Below are 18,827 nucleotides of genomic sequence, written 5' to 3' on the forward strand. Positions count from 1 at the left end.
CTGTCCTGCTCTGGTCTGACGGTTGACCCGGCGATCCGGTTGCCCCTGTGTCGTCCTTCCGTCCGAGTGACGCGTGTTCGACCCCGTGCGCCCGGCAGGCGACGCAGGTGACCCTACGACAACTTTCTTGGCGTCGGGACCCGTTCACGCCCGTTTTCACCGGTTGGCCAACTCTCGTTACCGCCTACGGCTCCGAAGGGGGGTCCCGCATACTGAACGGACTTGATCACCGGCTCGGCACCCGTGCCGACGACCGCCGCGGAGGCCTCGTTGCCGTTCACGCTCAGCCATGCGGCCGCCGTCCTGCCCGCGGTCCGCCGGGACGGCACCGGCCGCGGTCCGCTGGTGCCGGCGGTGCTCGTCGCGGGGTCGTTCGCGCCCGACATGACCTTCTATGCGGCGAGTGTCCTTCCGGGTGGCATGGAATTCGGCGCGGTCACCCACTCGTTCGCCGGCGTCGGCACGGTCGACGTGCTCATCTCCTGGGCGCTGGTGGGGCTGTGGCTGCTCGTCCGCGAACCGTTGCTCGCGCTGCTGCCCCGGTCCCGGCAGGGGCGGCCGGCCCTGCTGCTGGCCTGCGCCGTGCCACGCAAACGGGTACGGGCCGCGACGGTGGGGTGGTGGTACGTCTCCGCCGCGCTGGGTGCGCTGACCCATGTGGTGTGGGACGCGTTCACACATCACGGGCGGTGGGGGACGCGGCTGGTTCCGGCCGTCGGTCGGGATCACCCGGCGGGCGTGCCGCTGTTCACGTGGCTGCAGTACGGCTCCTCCGCCGTCGCCGCGGTCGTGATCGTGGTGTTCTCCGTGCGTGCGCTGCGGCGGGCGCCGGCCGGGCAGCCGGTGGGGGTGCCCGTGCTGTCCGGGCGGGACCGGTGCTGGGCCGGCGCGGTGATCGGCGGCTGCGCGGTGGCCGGGGCGGTGCAGCGGGCGGCGCGCCGGTGGGGCGCCGGGGGCGCGCCCCAGCGGCTCTGGGAGCTGGTGCCCACTCTGTGCTTCGGGGTGGGCTCCGGGCTGGTCCTGGGGCTGGTGCTGTACGCCGTCGGGGTCAGGGTGTGGCGTCCGGGCCCGGTTCCGGGCGGCCCCGGTGGGGTGGTCGGTGCGAGCCGGGAGAGGCCGGTCGCTCGGTGAGGGACGCGACGAAGACCGTGAGGGTGGGCCGGGGGCGTGAGCGCGGGATCACGGTGAGCGCGAGGGCCAGGTAGCCGCGGGCCAGGTCGGCCCACTGGCGCCAGTCCGGGGCGTGGTCCGCGCGGGCGGTCAGGCCGGCGAGTCTCTGCCGGAGGTGCATGGCGGCTCTGCGGACCGTCGCGGCCAGGTCGGCGGGGATGCGGGCGGTGCTTGCGTCGGCCGCGAGGGCCGGGACCGGCGAGGCGGGCATGGCCTGCGCCGAGGCGGTGTCCGCCCAGGCCCGGGTGACTGCCTCGGGCGTCCGGCGGTGAAGCATGCGTATACCCATGCCCGCAGTTTTGCGGCTGTGGGGGGTGGGGGGCGTTTTGGCGGGGGCCACGTGAGTGACGGTCCCTCCGGGGGTCCGGCGGACGGTTCCGTGTGGCGCCGGTCCCTGTGCTGGTGGGGTGGGGTGCCGCGGGGCGGAAGGCGCGGGGGAAGCGGGAGGAGCCGGAGGAGCGAGGTGGCGCCCGGTTCGGCACCGCCGGTACGCGCCGAGGCGGCTGAACACCATCACGGCGGAGACACCGCCGCAGGTCCTGCGAAGAACGCGCCGCAGATACTACGGCCGAGTACCACGAAGGCGGCGCCCACCCGGAAAAGCAGGCTCGCACCCAGATCGCCACCGCCGGTACGCGCCGAGGCGGCTGAACACCATCACGGCGGAGACACCGCCGCAGGTCCTGCGAAGAACGCGCCGCAGATGCTACGGCGGGGCGCCGCAAGTGCCGCGGAGGGGGCCCGCAGTTGCCCTGAGGGCGCGCCGCGGATGCCGCGAACGGGACACCGCAAGTGCCGCGAGGGACGCCGCGGACGAGGCGCCGCAAGCGCCACGAGGGACGCCGCGGACGAGGCGCCGCAAGCGCCACGAGGGACGCCGCGGACGGGGCACCGCAAGCGCCACGAGGGACGCCGCGGACGGGGCACCGCGGATGCCCGCGAGGAGGCGCCGCAGGTGCTGCCGACGGCACACCGCAGGAGCCGCGATGGGCCCGCCGCAGCTGCCCCGGACGGGGCCACCCCGCAGGCCGCGAAGGGCGCGCCACAGACGCCGCTGAGGGGGCACCGCAGCCCCGCGAGGGGGCGCCGCAGCCGGATCGGCTGTGGCGGCCCCCGCCGCCGGGGTGCCGCGGGCTAGTGGGCTGCCGACTCCCAGTCCGGGCCCACGCCCACCGAGACGTCCAGTGGGGCGTGCAGCTGGACGGCGCTCGCCATTTCGCGGCGGACGATCTCCTCCACGGCCGCCCGCTCGCCCGGGGCGATCTCCAGGACGATTTCGTCGTGGACCTGCAGGAGCATGCGGGACCTCAGGTCCGCCGCCCGCAGCGCGCTGTCCACCTTGAGCATGGCGATCTTGACGATGTCGGCCGCGGTGCCCTGGATGGGCGCGTTGAGGGCCATGCGCTCGGCCGCCTCGCGCCGCTGGCGGTTGTCGCTGTTGAGGTCCGGCAGATACCGGCGGCGGCCGAACAGTGTCGCCGTGTAGCCCGTCGCCCGTGCCTCGTCGACGGCACGGCGCAGATAGTCCCGGACGCCGCCGAAGCGTTCGAAGTACGCGTCCATGAGGGCGCGCGCCTCCGCCGCCTCGATGTTCAGCTGCTGGGAGAGCCCGAAGGCGGACAGGCCGTAGGCCAGGCCGTACGACATCGCCTTGATCTTGCGGCGCATCTCCGCGTCCACCGCGGCGGGCTCGACGGCGAACACCTGGGAGGCGGCGGTGGTGTGCAGGTCCTCGCCGGAGGTGAACGCCTGGATCAGGCCCTCGTCCTCGGACAGGTGGGCCATCACCCGCAGCTCGATCTGGCTGTAGTCGGCCGTCATCAGGGACTCGAAGCCCTCGCCGACGACGAAGCCGCGGCGGATGGCCCGGCCCTCGTCCGTGCGGACCGGGATGTTCTGGAGATTCGGGTCCGTGGAGGAGAGGCGGCCGGTCGCGGCCACCGTCTGGTTGAACGTGGTGTGGATGCGGCCGTCGCCCGCGATGGTCTTGATCAGACCCTCGACCGTGACCCGCAGCTTCGCCTGCTCGCGGTGGCGGAGCATGATCACCGGCAGTTCGTTGTCGGTCTGGGTGGCGAGCCAGGCCAGCGCGTCGGCGTCGGTGGTGTAGCCGGTCTTGGTCTTCTTGGTCTTCGGCAGGGCCAGCTCCTCGAAGAGGACCTGCTGGAGCTGCTTGGGCGAGCCCAGGTTGAACTCGTGGCCGGCGGCGGCGTGCGCCTCCTTCACGGCCTGCTGCACCGCGCCCGCGAACATCTGCTCCATCGCTTCGAGGTGCGCGCGGTCGGCGGCGATGCCATGGCGCTCCATGCGGGCGAGCAGGGCGGACGTCGGCAGCTCCATGTCGCCCAGGAGTTCCGCCGCGCCGACCTCTTCGAGGCGGGTCCGGAAGGCAGTGCCGAGGTCGAGGACCGCGCGGGCCTGGGTCATCAGGGCGTCGGCCTCGGCGCCCTCGTCGGTGCCGAAGGCCAGCTGGCCGTCGGCCGCGGCGGCGGGCGCCAGCTCGCGGTGCAGGTACTCCAGGGACAGCGCGTCCAGGTCGAAGGAGCGGCGGCCGGGCTTGACCAGGTAGGCGGCGAGCGCGGTGTCCATGGTCACCCCCTCGACGGACCAGCCGTGCTCGGCGAAGACGCGCATGGCGCCCTTGGCGTCGTGGAACACCTTGGGGCGGGCGGTGTCGGCCAGCCAGGCCGCGAACGCCTTCTCGTCGGCCTCGTCCAGCTCGGCCGGGTCGCACCAGGCGGCCGCTCCCCCGGCCGCGGCCAGGGCGACCTCGGTCACCGAGCCCGTGCCCAGCGCCCAGGTGTCCACGGTGGCGACGCCCAGGGTCTCGGCGCCGTGCTCGGCGAGCCAGGGGGCCAGCTCGCCGGTGCGCAGGATCGTGCCGTCGATCTCCACACCCTCCGCCGTGACCGGGGTGGCCTCGGCCTCCTCGGAGCCGGGGTCGACGGCGAAGAGACGCTCGCGCAGGGACGGGTTGCGGATCTCCAGGGTGTCCAGGACCATCGTGACGGTCTTGCGGTCGTACGCGGCCCGCTCCAGGTCGAGGACGGACCGCGGCAGCTCGACCTGGCGCTCCAGCTCGGTCAGGACGCGGTTGAGCTTGACCGACTCCAGGTGGTCGCGGAGGTTCTGCCCGGCCTTGCCCTTGACCTCCTCGGCGCGCTCCACCAGCTCCGCGAACGAGCCGAACTGGTTGATCCACTTCGCGGCCGTCTTCTCGCCGACGCCGGGGATGCCGGGGAGGTTGTCGGAGGGGTCGCCGCGCAGGGCCGCGAAGTCCGGGTACTGGGCGGGCGTCAGGCCGTACTTCTCGAACACCTTCTCCGGGGTGAACCGGGTCAGCTCCGAGACCCCCTTGGTCGGGTAGAGCACCGTGATGTTCTCGGTGACCAGCTGGAAGGAGTCGCGGTCGCCGGTGACGATCAGCACCTCGAAGCCCTCGGCCTCGGCCTGGGTGGCGAGGGTGGCGATGATGTCGTCCGCCTCGAACCCCTCGACGGCGAAGCGCGGGGCGTGCATCGCGTCGAGCAGCTCGCCGATCAGCTCGACCTGGCCCTTGAACTCGTCCGGGGTCTTGGAGCGGTTCGCCTTGTACTCGGTGAAGCGCTCGGAGCGCCAGGTCTTGCGCGAGACGTCGAAGGCCACGGCGAAGTGCGTGGGCTCCTCGTCACGCAGGGTGTTGGCCAGCATCGACGCGAAGCCGTAGATCGCGTTCGTCGGCTGGCCGGTCGCGGTCGTGAAGTTCTCCGCCGGCAGCGCGAAGAACGCGCGGTAGGCGAGCGAGTGCCCGTCCATGAGCATCAGCCGGGGACGGGTGCCGCCAGGGGTCTTGTCGGTCTTCTTCGATGCTGTCTCTGCCACGCCCCCGATCCTGCCACGCCGCACTGACAGTCCGGGTCGCGTCCCGCTGGTGGGTGTGACCGCCGGCACAGCGATCGAAGATCGACGAGGGGAGGTCAGGGCGGGTGGGGCGGGGGCGGCACCGTTGTCGGTGCCGCGTGGGAGGATCGTCGGCGTACTCGGACCGCGCAGTCGAAGAGGAGCGTGCGATGGCGACGAAGCCACCGAAGGGGGATCCGGTTCAGGACGCGCCGCAGGTCGCGGAGCCGAAGCACGCGGCCGCGGGGCTGCCCGCCATCGGGCACACCCTGCGCATCGCCCAGCAGCAGATGGGTGTGCGGCGCACGGCGCTGACCCTGCTGCGGGTGAACCAGAAGGACGGGTTCGACTGCCCGGGCTGCGCCTGGCCGGAACCGGACCACCGGCACAAGGCGGAGTTCTGTGAGAACGGCGCGAAGGCGGTGGCCGAGGAGGCCACCCTGCGCCGCGTCACCCCGGAGTTCTTCGCCGCGCACCCCGTGACCGACCTGGCCGGCCGCAGCGGCTACTGGCTGGGCCAGCAGGGCCGGCTCACCCACCCCATGTACCTCCCCGAGGGCGGCACGCACTACGAGCCGGTCAGCTGGGAGCGAGCCTTCGGCATCGTCGCCGAGGAGATCGCCGCCCTGTCCTCCCCCGACGAGGCCGTCTTCTACACCTCGGGCCGTACCAGCAACGAGGCCGCGTTCCTGTATCAGCTCTTCGCGCGCGAGCTGGGCACGAACAACCTCCCGGACTGCTCCAACATGTGTCACGAGTCGTCCGGGTCGGCGCTGGTCGAGACCATCGGCATCGGCAAGGGCAGCGTCCGCCTGGAGGACCTCCACAAGGCCGACCTGATCATCGTCGCGGGGCAGAATCCGGGGACGAACCATCCGCGCATGCTCTCCGCGCTGGAGAAGGCCAAGGCGAACGGCGCGAAGATCATCAGCGTCAACCCGCTGCCCGAGGCCGGCCTGGAGCGGTTCAAGAACCCGCAGACCCCGAAGGGCATGCTCAAGGGCGCCGCGCTCACGGACCTGTTCCTGCAGATCCGCATCGGCGGCGACCAGGCCCTCTTCCGGCTCCTCAACAAGCTGATCCTGGCCGCGCACGACAGCGCCCCCGGCGCGGTCGACGAGGAGTTCATCCGCGAACACACCCACGGTTTCGAGGAGTTCGCGAAGGCCGCCCGCGCCGCCGACTGGGACGAGACGCTGAAGGTGACGGGTCTCACCAGGGAGGAGATCGAGCAGGCCCTCGGCATGGCGCTCGCCTCGCAGCGGACGATCGTCTGCTGGGCCATGGGCCTCACCCAGCACAAGCACGCGGTCCCGACCATCCGCGAGGTGGTCAACTTCCTGCTGCTGCGCGGCAATATCGGCCGGCCGGGCGCGGGCGTGTGCCCGGTGCGCGGCCACTCGAACGTGCAGGGCGACCGCACGATGGGCATCTTCGAGCGCCCCGCGCCGGCCTTCCTGGACGCGCTGGAGAAGGAGTTCGGGTTCGCACCGCCGCGCGAGCACGGCTTCGACGTCGTACGGGCGATCCGCGCGCTGCGTGACGGCGAGGCGAAGGTCTTCTTCGCCATGGGCGGCAACTTCGTCTCCGCCTCCCCCGACACCGAGGTCACCGAGGCGGCGATGCGGCGCGCGCGGCTGACGGTGCATGTGTCGACCAAGCTGAACCGTTCGCACGTCGTCACGGGCGCGCGGGCACTGATCCTGCCCACGCTGGGCCGCACCGAGCGGGATCTGCAGGACAGCGGCGAGCAGTTCGTGACCGTCGAGGACTCGATGGGCATGGTGCACGCCTCGCGCGGGCGGCTGGCGCCGGCGGGTCCGCAGCTGAAGTCGGAGCCGGCGATCATCTGCGGTCTCGCGCGCCGTGTGCTCGGCGCGGACAGCGTCGTGCCGTGGGAGGAGTTCGAGAAGGACTACGCGACGGTCCGTGACCGCATCGCGCGCGTGGTCCCCGGTTTCGAGGACTTCAACGCGCGCGTGACCCGCCCGGGCGGCTTCGCGCTGCCGCACGCCCCGCGCGACGAGCGCCGCTTCCCGACCGCCACGGGCAAGGCGAACTTCACGGCGGCACCGGTGGAGTATCCGGAACTGCCCGAGGGCCGGCTGCTGTTGCAGACCCTGCGCTCGCACGACCAGTACAACACCACGATCTACGGCCTGGACGACCGGTACCGGGGCATCACGGGCGGCCGCCGGGTGGTGCTGGTGCACCCCGAGGACGCGCGGGCGCTCGGCTTCGCCGAGGGGTCGTACGTCGACCTGGTGAGCGAGTGGAAGGACGGCGTGGAGCGGCGGGCGCCCGGCTTCCGGGTCGTGCACTATCCGACGACGCGGGGCTGCGCGGCGGCGTACTACCCCGAGACGAACGTCCTGGTCCCGCTCGACGCCACAGCCGACACCAGCAACACCCCGGCCAGCAAGTCCGTGGTGGTCCGGCTCGAAGACCACACGGAGGGCACGACGGACCGTCTGGAACAATCAGCGACCGACTGAGCGTTTGCTCAGCCAGCAGACAGGTGGACCAAGAACGGAGCCGGGCCCATGGGCGAGCAGCAGCGAGTGAAGTTCCCGCAGGAGATCATCGACGAGTACGCGGCGCTCGGTGTCGACCTGCCCGCCCTGTTCTCGGCCGGGCACCTCGGCACCCGCATGGGGGTCGAGATCCTGGAGGCCTCGCCGGACAAGGTCGTCGGCACCATGCCGGTGGAGGGCAACACCCAGCCCTACGGCCTGCTGCACGGCGGCGCCTCCGCGGTGCTGGCGGAGACCCTGGGCTCGGTCGGCTCCATGCTGCACGGCGGCAGCTCGAAGATCGCGGTGGGGGTGGACCTCAACTGCACGCACCACCGCGGGGTGCGCTCGGGTCTGGTGACGGGTGTGGCCACGCCGGTGCACCGGGGCCGTTCGACGGCGACGTACGAGATCGTGATCAGCGACGAGGAGGGCCGCCGGGTGTGCAGCGCCCGGCTGACCTGCCTGCTGCGCGACGTGAACAAGGACGACGCGGCGCACGCCCGGGGCGCGGGCGCCTGACGACAGGCCGGCGGGGCCGCGCGGCCCCGCCGAACCGCCGCGCCCGGTTCCCCGGGCCGCCAGGGACGAAACAGCCCGCGCACCGATGAGTTGACGGACCGACAGGTCCTCGCCAGTCCCGCCCCGTACCGCCGGGGCCCTTACCGGCCGGCCCGGCACGCCCTGGGCGTGCCCCCGCGTGAACCCGCCCCGGCGCGGAGACGCGAAGAATTTCCGAAGCCTGGACTTCCCTCCCCCGCGTAACTCTACGTAATACGCGTGCAATATACATTTGTTCTTTCACTCCAGACTCGCGTCGCGGACAACGCCCCCCAAGGCCGCGGAAGTAGCCCCCGGCAACAGTGATGTGTCATTACCAAATCGCCTGAGACGCCTGAACGGATCATGGTGAGTCCTGCGGGTTCTCAGAATGCGGACGGGGTGAATCGGCCTGAATTCCTGCTTTCCCCCCACGCTGTACCGCTCTCCATTACCTCGTGTCATAACAAGAGCGTCACAGCCTTGGTCAAGCCCTCCTCCACGTTCCCTACACACGCTTAGAGTCACGGCCAGTCACCGCTCCATCGGGAGTTCGGTACCGGCGCGGCACCCGCCGTTCCCCTTGAAGACGGGGGCGGATTGTGCCTGCGGAAAGGATCGATTGTGCGACAGCGTTCTCTGGTGATTCTTACCTCCGTGCTGACCACCGGAGCTCTGACCCTCACCGCGTGTGGCTCCCGCGACAAGGACAACAAGGGCGGCGACAGCGGCAACGTGACGGTCACGATCGGCGTCGACGCCCCGCTGACCGGCCAGAACTCCGCGACAGGCCTGGGCATCCAGTACGGCGCCCAGATCGCCGTCGACGACGCAAACAAGAACAAGGCCGTCCCGGGCGTCACCTTCAAGATCAAGGCGCTGGACGACAAGGCGATCCCCGCCACCGGCCAGCAGAACGCCACCCAGCTCGTCTCCGACAAGGACGTCCTCGGCGTGGTCGGCCCCCTCAACTCCGGTGTGGCCACGCAGATGCAGCAGGTCTTCGCGACCGCCAACCTGGTGGAGATCTCCCCGTCCAACACCGGTGTCGAGCTGACCCAGGGCAAGAACTGGCAGACCACCAAGTCCCGCCCGTTCAAGACCTACTTCCGCACCGCCACCACCGACGCGCTGCAGGGTGCCTACGCGGCGGACTACGCCTACAACGGCATTCACAAGAAGAAGGCGTTCGTCGTCGACGACAAGCAGACCTACGGCGCGGGCCTTTCCAAGATCTTCAAGGAGCAGTTCGTCAAGCAGGGCGGCAAGGTCATCGGTACCGACCACGTCAACACCGGCGACCGCGACTTCTCCACCCTGGTCACCAAGATCAAGAATTCCGGTGCCGACGTGCTCTACTACGGCGGCCAGTACGACGAGTCCGAGGTGCTGACCAAGCAGCTCAAGGACGCCGGCGCCAAGATCCCGCTGTTCGGCGGCGACGGCATGTTCACCCCGACCTACATCAAGACCGCCGGCAAGGCCTCCGAGGGCGACCTGGTCACCTCGATCGGTGTCCCCGTCGACACCCTGCCCGCCGCCAAGGACTTCGTCGCGACCTACAAGGCCAAGAAGTACCCCGGTGACTACGGCACTTACGGCTCCTACGCCTACGACGCCACCACCGCCATCATCAAGGCCGTCGGCCAGGTCGTGAAGGACGGCAAGGTTCCGTCCGACGCCCGCAGCCAGGTCGTCGACGCCGTCCAGAAGACCTCCTTCGACGGCATCTCCGGCAAGATCTCGTTCGACGAGTACGGCGACACCACGAACAAGCAGCTGACCGTCTACCAGGTCACCAAGGGTGTCTGGAAGTCCGTCAAGAGCGGTACGGCCAACCCGAAGTAAGCCACCGCAGCACATCGCACCCCCAGGGCCGCGCGGCGCAGACCACCGTCACCGCGCGGCCCGCCTTCTACCGCCCCCTTGACTCTCCCCACCACATGGAGGCCATGCGGTGAACACCCTGCCGCAGCAGCTGGCCAACGGGCTGTTCCTCGGCTCGATGTACGGGCTGATCGCCATCGGCTACACGATGGTGTACGGCATCGTCCAGCTCATCAACTTCGCCCACGGCGAGATCTTCATGACCGGAGGTTTCGGCGCCCTCACGGTCTACCTCGCCCTGCCGGACGGCATATCCATGTGGATAGCCCTGCCGGCGATGCTGATCGGCGGTGCACTGGTCGCCGTACTCATCGCCGTCGGCGCCGAACGTTTCGCCTACCGTCCGCTGCGCGGCGCGCCACGCCTCGCCCCGCTGATCACCGCGATCGGTCTGTCGCTCGCGCTGCAGCAGGCGGTCTTCAACTGGTACCACGTCGACGGCGACGCCAAGTCCGCCCGGGTCTTCCCGCAGTTGCCGTTCGGCCCGCTGCACATCGGCTCCGTGACCGTGCAGAGCGGTGACGTCTTCCTGATCATCGCCGCCCCGCTGTGCATGGCGGCCCTCGCCTTCTTCGTCCGGCTCTCCCGCACCGGCCGCGCCATGCAGGCCACCGCCCAGGACCCGGACACCGCCCAGCTGATGGGCATCGACACCAACCGCATCATCGTCATCGCCTTCGCCATCGGCGGCTTCTTCGCCGCGGTCGCCGGTGTCTCCTACGGCCTCAAGTACGGCTCCGTCTCCTACGACATGGGCTTCCTCGCCGGTCTGAAGGCGTTCACCGCGGCCGTCCTCGGCGGCATCGGCAACATCTACGGCGCCATGCTCGGCGGTCTCGTGCTCGGCGTGGCCGAAGCCATGGCCACCGCCTACATCGCCGACGTTCCCGGCATGCACCAGCTCGGTGGCGGCAGCTGGGCTCCGGTGTGGGCCTTCGTCCTCCTCATCCTCGTACTCCTCTTCAGGCCACAGGGCCTGCTCGGCGAACGCGTCGCGGACAGGGCGTGAGCAGCATGACCGACACCACCACCGAGCCCACCGCCAAGGCCCCGGAAGCGGCCGGACGCGGACTCGTCCCGCTCCCCCGGGCCGCCGCCCGGCTGCTCATCATGATCGGCGCGATCGGCACTATCGCCAGCACCTTCCTCAGCTGGACCTGGACCTCCGACTTCCCCGGCGACCTGACGATCTACGGCTACCCGGCGGGCCTGCAGGTCATCGCTCTCGTGGCCGGCGCCCTCACCCTGCTCTACGGGCTCGTCCTGTGGAACGTACGAGGGCTGGGCTGGCTGAACCCGGGGAAGGCCACCACACCCGTCTTCCTGATCGCCCTCTCGGCGTTCGCCGTCTGCTGGTTCACCGGCATCGCCATCGCCGTGGACCTCGGCGGCCTGGTGAACCTGGACCCGGGCGCCTTCGTGGCGATGGCGGCCTCCGCACTGCCCGTCGTCGGTGCCCTCGCGCTGCCCCACCCGGCCCCCGGAACGGGCCTGCGCGGCTACTTCGCCAAGCCCGACCAGCCCCGCCACGGCGCACTCTCGCCGCTCGCCGAGCGTGCCGTCATCACCGTGGGCACCGCCCTCGGCCTCGTGGTGTTCACCTACGGCATCGGCATCAACGACGACGACAGCGAGACCTTCATCGGCTTCCTGCTCGTCCTGGCCTTCGGTGCCTGGGGACTGGTCCACGCCGGACTGCTCGACCGGTACGCGACGATGTCCGCCCGCCACAAGGGCTTCGCCACCACCCTGGCCTTCGTCGCGGCCGTGCTCTTCCCCTTCACCCAGAGCGACGACCACAACGCCAACATCGGCGTCAACATCCTCATCTTCGCCACCGTCGCCCTGGGCCTGAACATCGTCGTCGGTCTCACGGGTCTGCTCGACCTCGGTTACGTCGCCTTCCTGGGCGTCGGCGCCTACGCCGCCGCGCTGGTCTCCGGCTCGGAGTACTCCCCCTACTCCGTCCACTTCCCCTTCTGGGCGGCGGCCGTCACCGGTATGGGCGCCTCGCTGGTCTTCGGCGTCCTGATCGGCGGGCCCACGCTGCGACTGCGCGGCGACTACCTGGCCATCGTCACCCTCGGCTTCGGAGAGATCTTCCGCATCACCGTCAACAGCCTCGACGGCGACTCCGGTCCGAACGTCACCCGGGGCCCCAACGGCATCACCCAGATCCCCGACATCAACATCTTCGGGTTCAACCTGGGCGACGCCCACGACGTCGCCGGATTCACCCTCGGCCGCTTCGCCAACTACCTCTTCCTGATGCTCGTCATCACGGCGATCGTCGTCCTCGTCTTCACGCGCGCCGCCGACTCCCGCATCGGCCGCTCCTGGATCGCCATCCGCGAGGACGAGACCGCCGCCACCGCCATGGGCATCAACGGCTTCCGCGTCAAGCTGATCGCCTTCGCCCTCGGCGCGTCCCTCGCGGGCCTCGCCGGCACCGTGATGGCGCACGTCAACTACAGCGTGAACCCGCAGCCGTACCAGTTCGCCGGCGCAGCCCCGCCCAACTCGGCCTTCCTGCTGGCCGCCGTCGTCCTCGGCGGCATGGGCACCGTCAGCGGCCCGCTGCTCGGCGCGAGCGTGCTCTACCTGGTCCCGGAGAAGCTCCAGTTCCTGCAGAACTACGAGCTGTTCGCCTTCGGTATCGCGCTGATCCTGCTGATGCGGTTCCGGCCGGAGGGCATCATCGCCAACCGCCGCCGCCAGCTGGAGTTCCACGAGACCGGCCAGCTCGACGTACCGGCGCAGACGACGCTCACGGACGATCCGGCCGTCACCAAGGCAGGGGCGTGAGGAACCATGACGACACCTGTACTCGAAGCCCGTGACGTCACCATGCGTTTCGGCGGCCTGACCGCCGTCCGGTCCGTCGACTTCACGGTCAACAGCGGCGAGATCGTCGGTCTCATCGGCCCCAACGGCGCCGGCAAGACGACCTTCTTCAACTGCCTCACCGGTCTGTACGTCCCGACCGAGGGCACGGTCGCCTACCAGGGCCGGGTCCTGCCGCCCAAGCCGCACCTGGTGACGCAGGCGGGCATCGCCCGTACGTTCCAGAACATCCGGCTCTTCGCCAACATGACCGTTCTGGAGAACGTCCTCGTGGGCCGCCACACGCGGACCAAGGAGGGCCTGTGGTCCGCGCTGCTGCGCGGCCCCGGGTTCCGCAAGGCCGAGAAGGAGTCCGAGGCGAAGGCCATGGAGCTCCTGGAGTTCGTCGGCCTCGCCGCCAAACGCGACCACCTCGCCCGCAACCTGCCCTACGGCGAGCAGCGCAAGCTGGAGATCGCGCGGGCACTGGCGAGCGAGCCGGGACTGCTGCTGCTCGACGAGCCGACGGCCGGCATGAACCCGCAGGAGACCCGGGCGACGGAGGAACTGGTCTTCGCCATCCGGGACAAGGGCGTCGCCGTCCTCGTCATCGAGCACGACATGCGCTTCATCTTCAACCTGTGCGACCGGGTCGCCGTGCTCGTCCAGGGCGAGAAGCTCGTCGAGGGCACCTCCGAGGTCGTACAGGCCGACGAACGCGTCGTCGCCGCCTATCTGGGCGAGCCCTTCGAGGGCGACCCGGGAGAGGCGGAGGCCGCGGAGGTCGAGGCCGCGGAAGCAGCCGCCGCGTCGGAGACCGCTGCCGAGTCGGAGTCCGACACCGCCGCCCCGTCCGAGACCGAGACCGCCGCCGCGCCGGAGTCCGACACCGCCGCCGTATCCGAGACCGAATCCGAGACCGCCGTCGCGGAGAGCACCGGTGACCCGGAGGACACCACCGACGCGGAGAGCACCGGCACCACCGAGGGAGAGGCCCAGTGACCGCACTGCTGGAGGTCGAGGACCTCAGGGTCGCCTACGGCAAGATCGAGGCCGTCAAGGGCATCTCGTTCAGCGTCGAGGCCGGCGAGGTCGTCACCCTCATCGGCACCAACGGCGCCGGCAAGACGACGACCCTGCGCACCCTGTCGGGTCTGCTCAAGCCCACCTCGGGAAGGATCGTCTTCGACGGCAAGCCGCTCACCGGGGTCCCAGCGCACAAGATCGTCGCGCTCGGGCTCGCCCACTCCCCCGAGGGCCGGCACATCTTCCCGCGCCTGAGCATCACCGAGAACCTGCAGCTCGGCGCCTTCCTCCGCAAGGACAAGGAGGGCATCGAGAAGGACATCCAGCGTGCCTACGACCTCTTCCCGATCCTCGGGGAGCGGCGCAAGCAGGCCGCCGGCACCCTTTCCGGCGGTGAGCAGCAGATGCTCGCGATGGGCAGGGCGCTGATGTCCCGGCCCAAGCTGCTGATGCTGGACGAGCCGTCCATGGGTCTGTCGCCGATCATGATGCAGAAGATCATGGCGACGATCGCCGAGCTGAAGTCCCAGGGCACGACGATCCTGCTGGTCGAGCAGAACGCCCAGGCGGCGCTCTCGCTCGCCGACCAGGGTCATGTCATGGAGGTCGGCACCGTCGTCCTGTCCGGCACAGGGCAGGATCTGCTGCACGACGAGTCCGTGCGGAAGGCCTATCTGGGCGAGGACTGAGCCGGGCCACGCCGAGCCCCGCGCCCCTCGGGACGCGGGGTTCAGCCCTTCTTGGCCGCCTTCTTCTCCTCGTTGTCCGCGATGACCGCCTCGGCGACCTGCTGCATCGACATGCGGCGGTCCATCGAGGTCTTCTGGATCCAGCGGAACGCGGCCGGCTCGGTCAGCCCGTACTCCGTCTGCAGAACGGACTTGGCGCGGTCGACCAGCTTGCGGGTCTCCAGGCGCTGGCTGAGGTCGGCGACCTCCTTCTCCAGCTGCTTCAGCTCGGTGAAACGGGAGACGGCCATCTCGATGGCGGGGACCACGTCGCTCTTGCTGAACGGCTTGACCAGGTACGCCATGGCGCCGGCGTCCCGGGCGCGCTCGACGAGGTCGCGCTGCGAGAAGGCGGTGAGCATCAGGACCGGCGCGATGGACTCCTCGGCGATCTTCTCGGCCGCGGAGATGCCGTCCAGCTTGGGCATCTTCACATCGAGGATGACCAGGTCCGGCTTGTGCTCGCGGGCCAGCTCTACGGCCTGCTCGCCGTCCCCGGCCTCGCCGACGACGGTGTACCCCTCCTCCTCCAGCATCTCCTTCAGGTCGAGCCGGATCAGCGCCTCGTCCTCGGCGATGACGACACGGGTCGTCAGCGGAGGCACGTGCGACTTGTCGTCGTCGGGCGCGTCTACGGGCTGGGGCGACTCGGCGGTCACGGGGGCTCCTCGTTCCAGGCAGGGTACTGCTGACAAGAGCCTACCTAGCTACGGTATGGTGGACGCGCGGAGGGTCGGGGGAAACCTTGGATTCTGCGAGCCCCGGTAGCCCAATTGGCAGCAGGCAACGGATTCAAAACCCGTACAGTGTCGGTTCGAGTCCGACCCGGGGCACTTTTCCTTGGATTCCAAGGTCAGCGCTTCCGGCGGGCCCCTCTCGGTGAGGGGCCCTTCGCTGTGACAGGCGCCGTCACCTGGGCCTGTCGTCCTCGCCGATGCGGTGCACCCGGACCATGTTCGTCGAGCCGGAGACCCCCGGCGGGGAGCCCGCCGTGATCACGACGACGTCGCCCTTCTCGCAGCGTCCGTACTTCAGCAGCAGCTCGTCCACCTGGTCGACCATGGCGTCGGTGGAGTCGACGTGCGGGCCGAGGAACGTCTCGGCACCCCAGGTGAGGCTGAGCTGGGAGCGGGTGGCCGGCTCCGGGGTGAAGGCGAGCAGCGGGATCGGCGAGCGGTAGCGGGACAGCCGGCGGGCGGTGTCTCCCGACTGCGTGAACGCCACCAGGAACTTCGCGCCGAGGAAGTCACCCATCTCGGCGGCGGCCCGGGCCACCGCACCGCCCTGGGTGCGCGGCTTGTTCCGCTCGGTCAGCGGGGGCAGGCCCCCCGCCAGCATGTCCTCCTCCGCCGCCGCGACGATCTTCGCCATGGTGCGCACGGTCTCGACCGGGTACGTGCCGACGCTGGTCTCGCCGGACAGCATCACCGCGTCCGTGCCGTCGAGGACCGCGTTGGCCACGTCGGAGGCCTCGGCGCGGGTCGGCCGGGAGTTGTCGATCATCGAGTCGAGCATCTGGGTGGCGACGATGACCGGCTTGGCGTTGCGCCGGGCGAGCTTGATCGCGCGCTTCTGCACGATCGGCACCTGCTCCAGCGGCATCTCCACGCCCAGGTCGCCGCGCGCGACCATGAGCCCGTCGAAGGCGGCCACGATACCTTCGAGGTTCGCCACGGCCTGCGGCTTCTCGACCTTGGCGATCACCGGGAGGCGCCGGCCCTCCTCGGCCATGATGCGGTGCACGTCCCTGACGTCGTCGCCGCTGCGGACGAAGGAGAGGGCGATGACGTCGAAGCCGGCGCGCAGCGCCCAGCGCAGGTCGTCCTCGTCCTTCTCGGAGAGGGCGGGGACGGAGACGGCGACGCCGGGGAGGTTCAGGCCCTTGTGGTCGGAGATCACCCCGCCCTCGACCACGCGGGTGCGCACGCGAGGACCGTCGACGTCGGTGACCTCCAGGCAGACCTTGCCGTCGTCCACGAGGACGCGCTCGCCGGGGGTGACGTCGGCGGCGAGACCGGCGTAGGTGGTGCCGCACCGGTGGCGGTCGCCCTCGACACCCTCCTCCACGGTGATGGTGAAGGTGTCGCCGCTTTCAAGGAGTACGGGGCCTTCCGCGAAACGGCCGAGCCGGATCTTCGGACCTTGAAGGTCGGCGAGCAGTCCGACACTACGACCCGTCTCGTCGGCCGCCTTGCGCACGCGCCGGTAGCGCTCCTCGTGTTCGGCGTGCGTGCCGTGGCTGAGATTGAAGCGGGCGACGTCCATTCCGGCGTCGACCAGTGCCTTGATCTGGTCGTACGAGTCGGTGGCGGGCCCCAGAGTACAGACGATCTTTGCTCGGCGCATACGTCGAGCCTAGGCCTTACCCGTGGGTAGAGAATCGGGCCCACATGTCCACTCAACAACCTTTGGGTGAAGGCTCATTGACAAGTGTTGAATTGGGCGGCCACTCGCTCCGATGAGCGAATTCCCCTGTCGCAAAGCCTGGCGCCTTGGGTCATGTTCAGGTCAGAATCTACGCGCGTCGTTGACCGATCCAGCACGCGCCTTTGACCGATCCCCCAGGAGAGCATGAGATGGCCTTGAACCGCCGGACGTTCCTCAAGCAGCGATCTGCACGGCCACGTCTTCAACTGGGACTACTTCAAGGACGCGGAGTACTCCGACAAGGCCGGCAACGCGATGGGCCTGGCCCGCATCTCGACCCTCGTCGATCAGGTACGCAAGGAAAGGGGCCGCTGCAACACCCTGCTGCTGGACGCCGGCGACACCATCCAGGGCACCCCGCTGGCCTACTACTACGCCAAGGTCGACCCGATCACCGCCCAGGGCGGCCCGGTGCACCCCATGGCACGGGCGATGAACGCGATCGGGTACGACGCCGCGGCGCTCGGCAACCACGAGTTCAACTACGGCCTCGAGACCCTGCGCGCGTTCGAGGACCAGCTCGACTTCCCGCTGCTCGGCGCCAACGCGGTCGACGCGAACACGCTGCGGCCCGCCTTCCGCCCGTACGTCCTCAAGACGTTCCACGTGCCGGGCGCGAAGCCGGTCAAGGTCGCCGTGCTGGGCCTGACCAACCCGGGCATCGCCATCTGGGACAAGGCCTGTGTGCAGGGCAGGCTGGCGTTCCCCGGGCTGGAGGAGCAGGCCGCGAAGTGGGTGCCGAAGCTGAAGTCGATGGGCGCGGACGTGGTCGTGGTGTCGGCGCACTCGGGCACCTCGGGCACCTCCTCGTACGGCGACCAGGTGCCGTACGTGGAGAACGCGGCCGCCGAGGTGGCCAGGCGGGTGCCCGGCATCGACGCGATCCTCGTCGGGCACGCACACGTGGAGATCCCGGAGCTGAAGGTCGTCAACGAGAAGACCGGCAGGACGGTCGTCCTCTCCGAGCCCCTGTGCTACGCCGAGCGCCTCACCCTCTTCGACATCGAACTTGCCTTCGCCAAGGGCAGGTGGGAGGTCCGGTCGGTCTCCGCCTCGCTGCGCAACTCCAACGCGGTCGCCGACGACCCCAGGATCACCAGGTTGCTGCGGGAGGAGCACCGGAAGGTCGTCGCGTACGTCAACCAGGTCGTGGGCAGGGCGACCGAGACGCTGACCACGGTCGAGGCCCGGTACCGGGACGCCCCGGTCATCGACCTGATCACCAAGGTGCAGGAGGACGTCGTCAAGGCGGCCCTCGCGGGCGGCGCGTACGCCTCGCTGCCCGTGATCGCCCAGGCCTCGCCGTTCTCCCGGACCTCCGAGATCCCGTCCGGCGACGTGACCATCCGGGACCTGTCGGGCCTGTACGTCTACGACAACACGCTGGTGGCCAAGCTGCTGACGGGCGCCCAGGTGCGGGCGTACCTGGAGTACTCGGCGGAGTACTCCACGCAGACGGCCGCCGACGCCCCCGTCGACGTCGACAAGCTCACCAACGCCGGCGGCCGTCCGGACTACAACTACGACTACGTCTCGGGCCTGTCGTACGACATCGACATCGCGCAGCCCGCCGGGTCGCGGATCAGGAACCTCACCTTCAAGGGCGCCCCGCTGGACGACACCCAGCAGTTCGTGCTCGCGGTGAACAACTACCGCGCCAACGGCGGCGGCGCCTTCCCGCACGTCGCCACCGCGAAGGAGCTGTGGTCGGAATCGACGGAGATCCGCACCCGGATCGCGGAGTGGGTCACCGCGAAGGGCGTCCTGGACCCGAAGGACTTCGCGTCCGTGGACTGGAAGCTGACGCGGAACGGTACGCCGGTGTTCTGACGGC

The 18,827-nt window shown here is 70.0% G+C and carries 12 protein-coding genes, 1 tRNA gene and 1 pseudogene; 10 read left to right on the top strand and 4 right to left on the bottom strand.

Annotated elements, in window-relative coordinates; translation table 11 throughout:
• The first annotated feature begins 270 nt into the window (after positions 1 to 270).
• Positions 271 to 1,131, top strand: a complete 861-nt coding sequence (locus IO33_RS0118635) for a DUF4184 family protein (RefSeq protein ID WP_031166284.1) — start codon at positions 271 to 273, stop codon at positions 1,129 to 1,131.
• Here the strand turns inward: IO33_RS0118635 and IO33_RS47495 are convergent.
• Positions 1,049 to 1,459, bottom strand: coding sequence for a hypothetical protein (locus IO33_RS47495; protein ID WP_209438873.1), 411 nt, complete (start codon positions 1,457 to 1,459; stop codon positions 1,049 to 1,051). The genes IO33_RS0118635 and IO33_RS47495 overlap by 83 nt on opposite strands.
• Before the next feature lie 845 nt (positions 1,460 to 2,304).
• The gene (gene polA, locus IO33_RS0118645) at positions 2,305 to 5,031 is read right to left on the bottom strand and encodes a DNA polymerase I (RefSeq protein WP_031166286.1); all 2,727 of its coding nucleotides are present in this window, start codon (positions 5,029 to 5,031) and stop codon (positions 2,305 to 2,307) included.
• A 188-nt stretch (positions 5,032 to 5,219) separates the two neighbouring features.
• On the opposite strand from polA, the gene IO33_RS0118650 reads away from it, so the two are divergent.
• From IO33_RS0118650 to IO33_RS0118680, 7 genes are all read left to right on the top strand, one after another.
• Positions 5,220 to 7,544, top strand: a complete 2,325-nt coding sequence (locus IO33_RS0118650) for an FdhF/YdeP family oxidoreductase (RefSeq protein WP_031166288.1) — start codon at positions 5,220 to 5,222, stop codon at positions 7,542 to 7,544.
• A 48-nt stretch (positions 7,545 to 7,592) separates the two neighbouring features.
• Positions 7,593 to 8,084 (top strand): hotdog fold thioesterase, encoded by a 492-nt coding sequence (locus IO33_RS0118655; protein ID WP_037685634.1) that lies wholly within the window; start codon positions 7,593 to 7,595, stop codon positions 8,082 to 8,084.
• 657 nt (positions 8,085 to 8,741) lie between these two features.
• Positions 8,742 to 9,950: a branched-chain amino acid ABC transporter substrate-binding protein gene (locus IO33_RS0118660; RefSeq protein WP_037685675.1), complete on the top strand. Its 1,209-nt coding sequence runs from the start codon at positions 8,742 to 8,744 to the stop codon at positions 9,948 to 9,950.
• Between the two features lie 109 nt (positions 9,951 to 10,059).
• Positions 10,060 to 10,998, top strand: a complete 939-nt coding sequence (locus IO33_RS0118665) for a branched-chain amino acid ABC transporter permease (protein ID WP_031166294.1) — start codon at positions 10,060 to 10,062, stop codon at positions 10,996 to 10,998.
• Positions 10,999 to 11,003: 5 nt separating this feature from the next.
• On the top strand, positions 11,004 to 12,794 hold the full coding sequence (locus IO33_RS0118670; RefSeq protein ID WP_031166296.1) for a branched-chain amino acid ABC transporter permease: 1,791 nt from the start codon (positions 11,004 to 11,006) through the stop codon (positions 12,792 to 12,794).
• 6 nt (positions 12,795 to 12,800) lie between these two features.
• Positions 12,801 to 13,814 carry an ABC transporter ATP-binding protein gene (locus tag IO33_RS0118675; protein ID WP_063765770.1) on the top strand — a complete coding sequence of 338 codons (1,014 nt, stop codon included), beginning with the start codon at positions 12,801 to 12,803 and terminating at the stop codon, positions 13,812 to 13,814.
• The gene (locus IO33_RS0118680; protein WP_031166300.1) at positions 13,811 to 14,527 is read left to right on the top strand and encodes an ABC transporter ATP-binding protein; all 717 of its coding nucleotides are present in this window, start codon (positions 13,811 to 13,813) and stop codon (positions 14,525 to 14,527) included. The genes IO33_RS0118675 and IO33_RS0118680 overlap by 4 nt, the downstream gene beginning before the upstream one ends.
• Positions 14,528 to 14,568: 41 nt before the next feature.
• On the opposite strand, the gene IO33_RS0118685 is transcribed toward IO33_RS0118680, so the two are convergent.
• The gene (locus IO33_RS0118685; protein ID WP_031166302.1) at positions 14,569 to 15,225 is read right to left on the bottom strand and encodes an ANTAR domain-containing response regulator; all 657 of its coding nucleotides are present in this window, start codon (positions 15,223 to 15,225) and stop codon (positions 14,569 to 14,571) included.
• A gap of 99 nt (positions 15,226 to 15,324) precedes the next feature.
• Between IO33_RS0118685 and IO33_RS0118690 the strand changes: the two genes are divergently transcribed.
• Positions 15,325 to 15,399 (top strand) — tRNA-Leu (locus IO33_RS0118690).
• Between the two features lie 76 nt (positions 15,400 to 15,475).
• On the opposite strand, the gene pyk is transcribed toward IO33_RS0118690, so the two are convergent.
• Positions 15,476 to 16,912 (bottom strand): pyruvate kinase, encoded by a 1,437-nt coding sequence (pyk, locus tag IO33_RS0118695; protein WP_031166304.1) that lies wholly within the window; start codon positions 16,910 to 16,912, stop codon positions 15,476 to 15,478.
• A 258-nt stretch (positions 16,913 to 17,170) separates the two neighbouring features.
• Here pyk and IO33_RS0118700 point away from each other — a divergent pair.
• A pseudogene (locus tag IO33_RS0118700) lies at positions 17,171 to 18,823 on the top strand (bifunctional metallophosphatase/5'-nucleotidase); the annotation flags it as partial.
• Between the last annotated feature and the right edge of the window lie 4 nt (positions 18,824 to 18,827).

The sequence above is a fragment of the Streptomyces durhamensis genome (assembly GCF_000725475.1).
In the GTDB taxonomy this organism is placed as follows: domain Bacteria; phylum Actinomycetota; class Actinomycetes; order Streptomycetales; family Streptomycetaceae; genus Streptomyces; species Streptomyces filipinensis.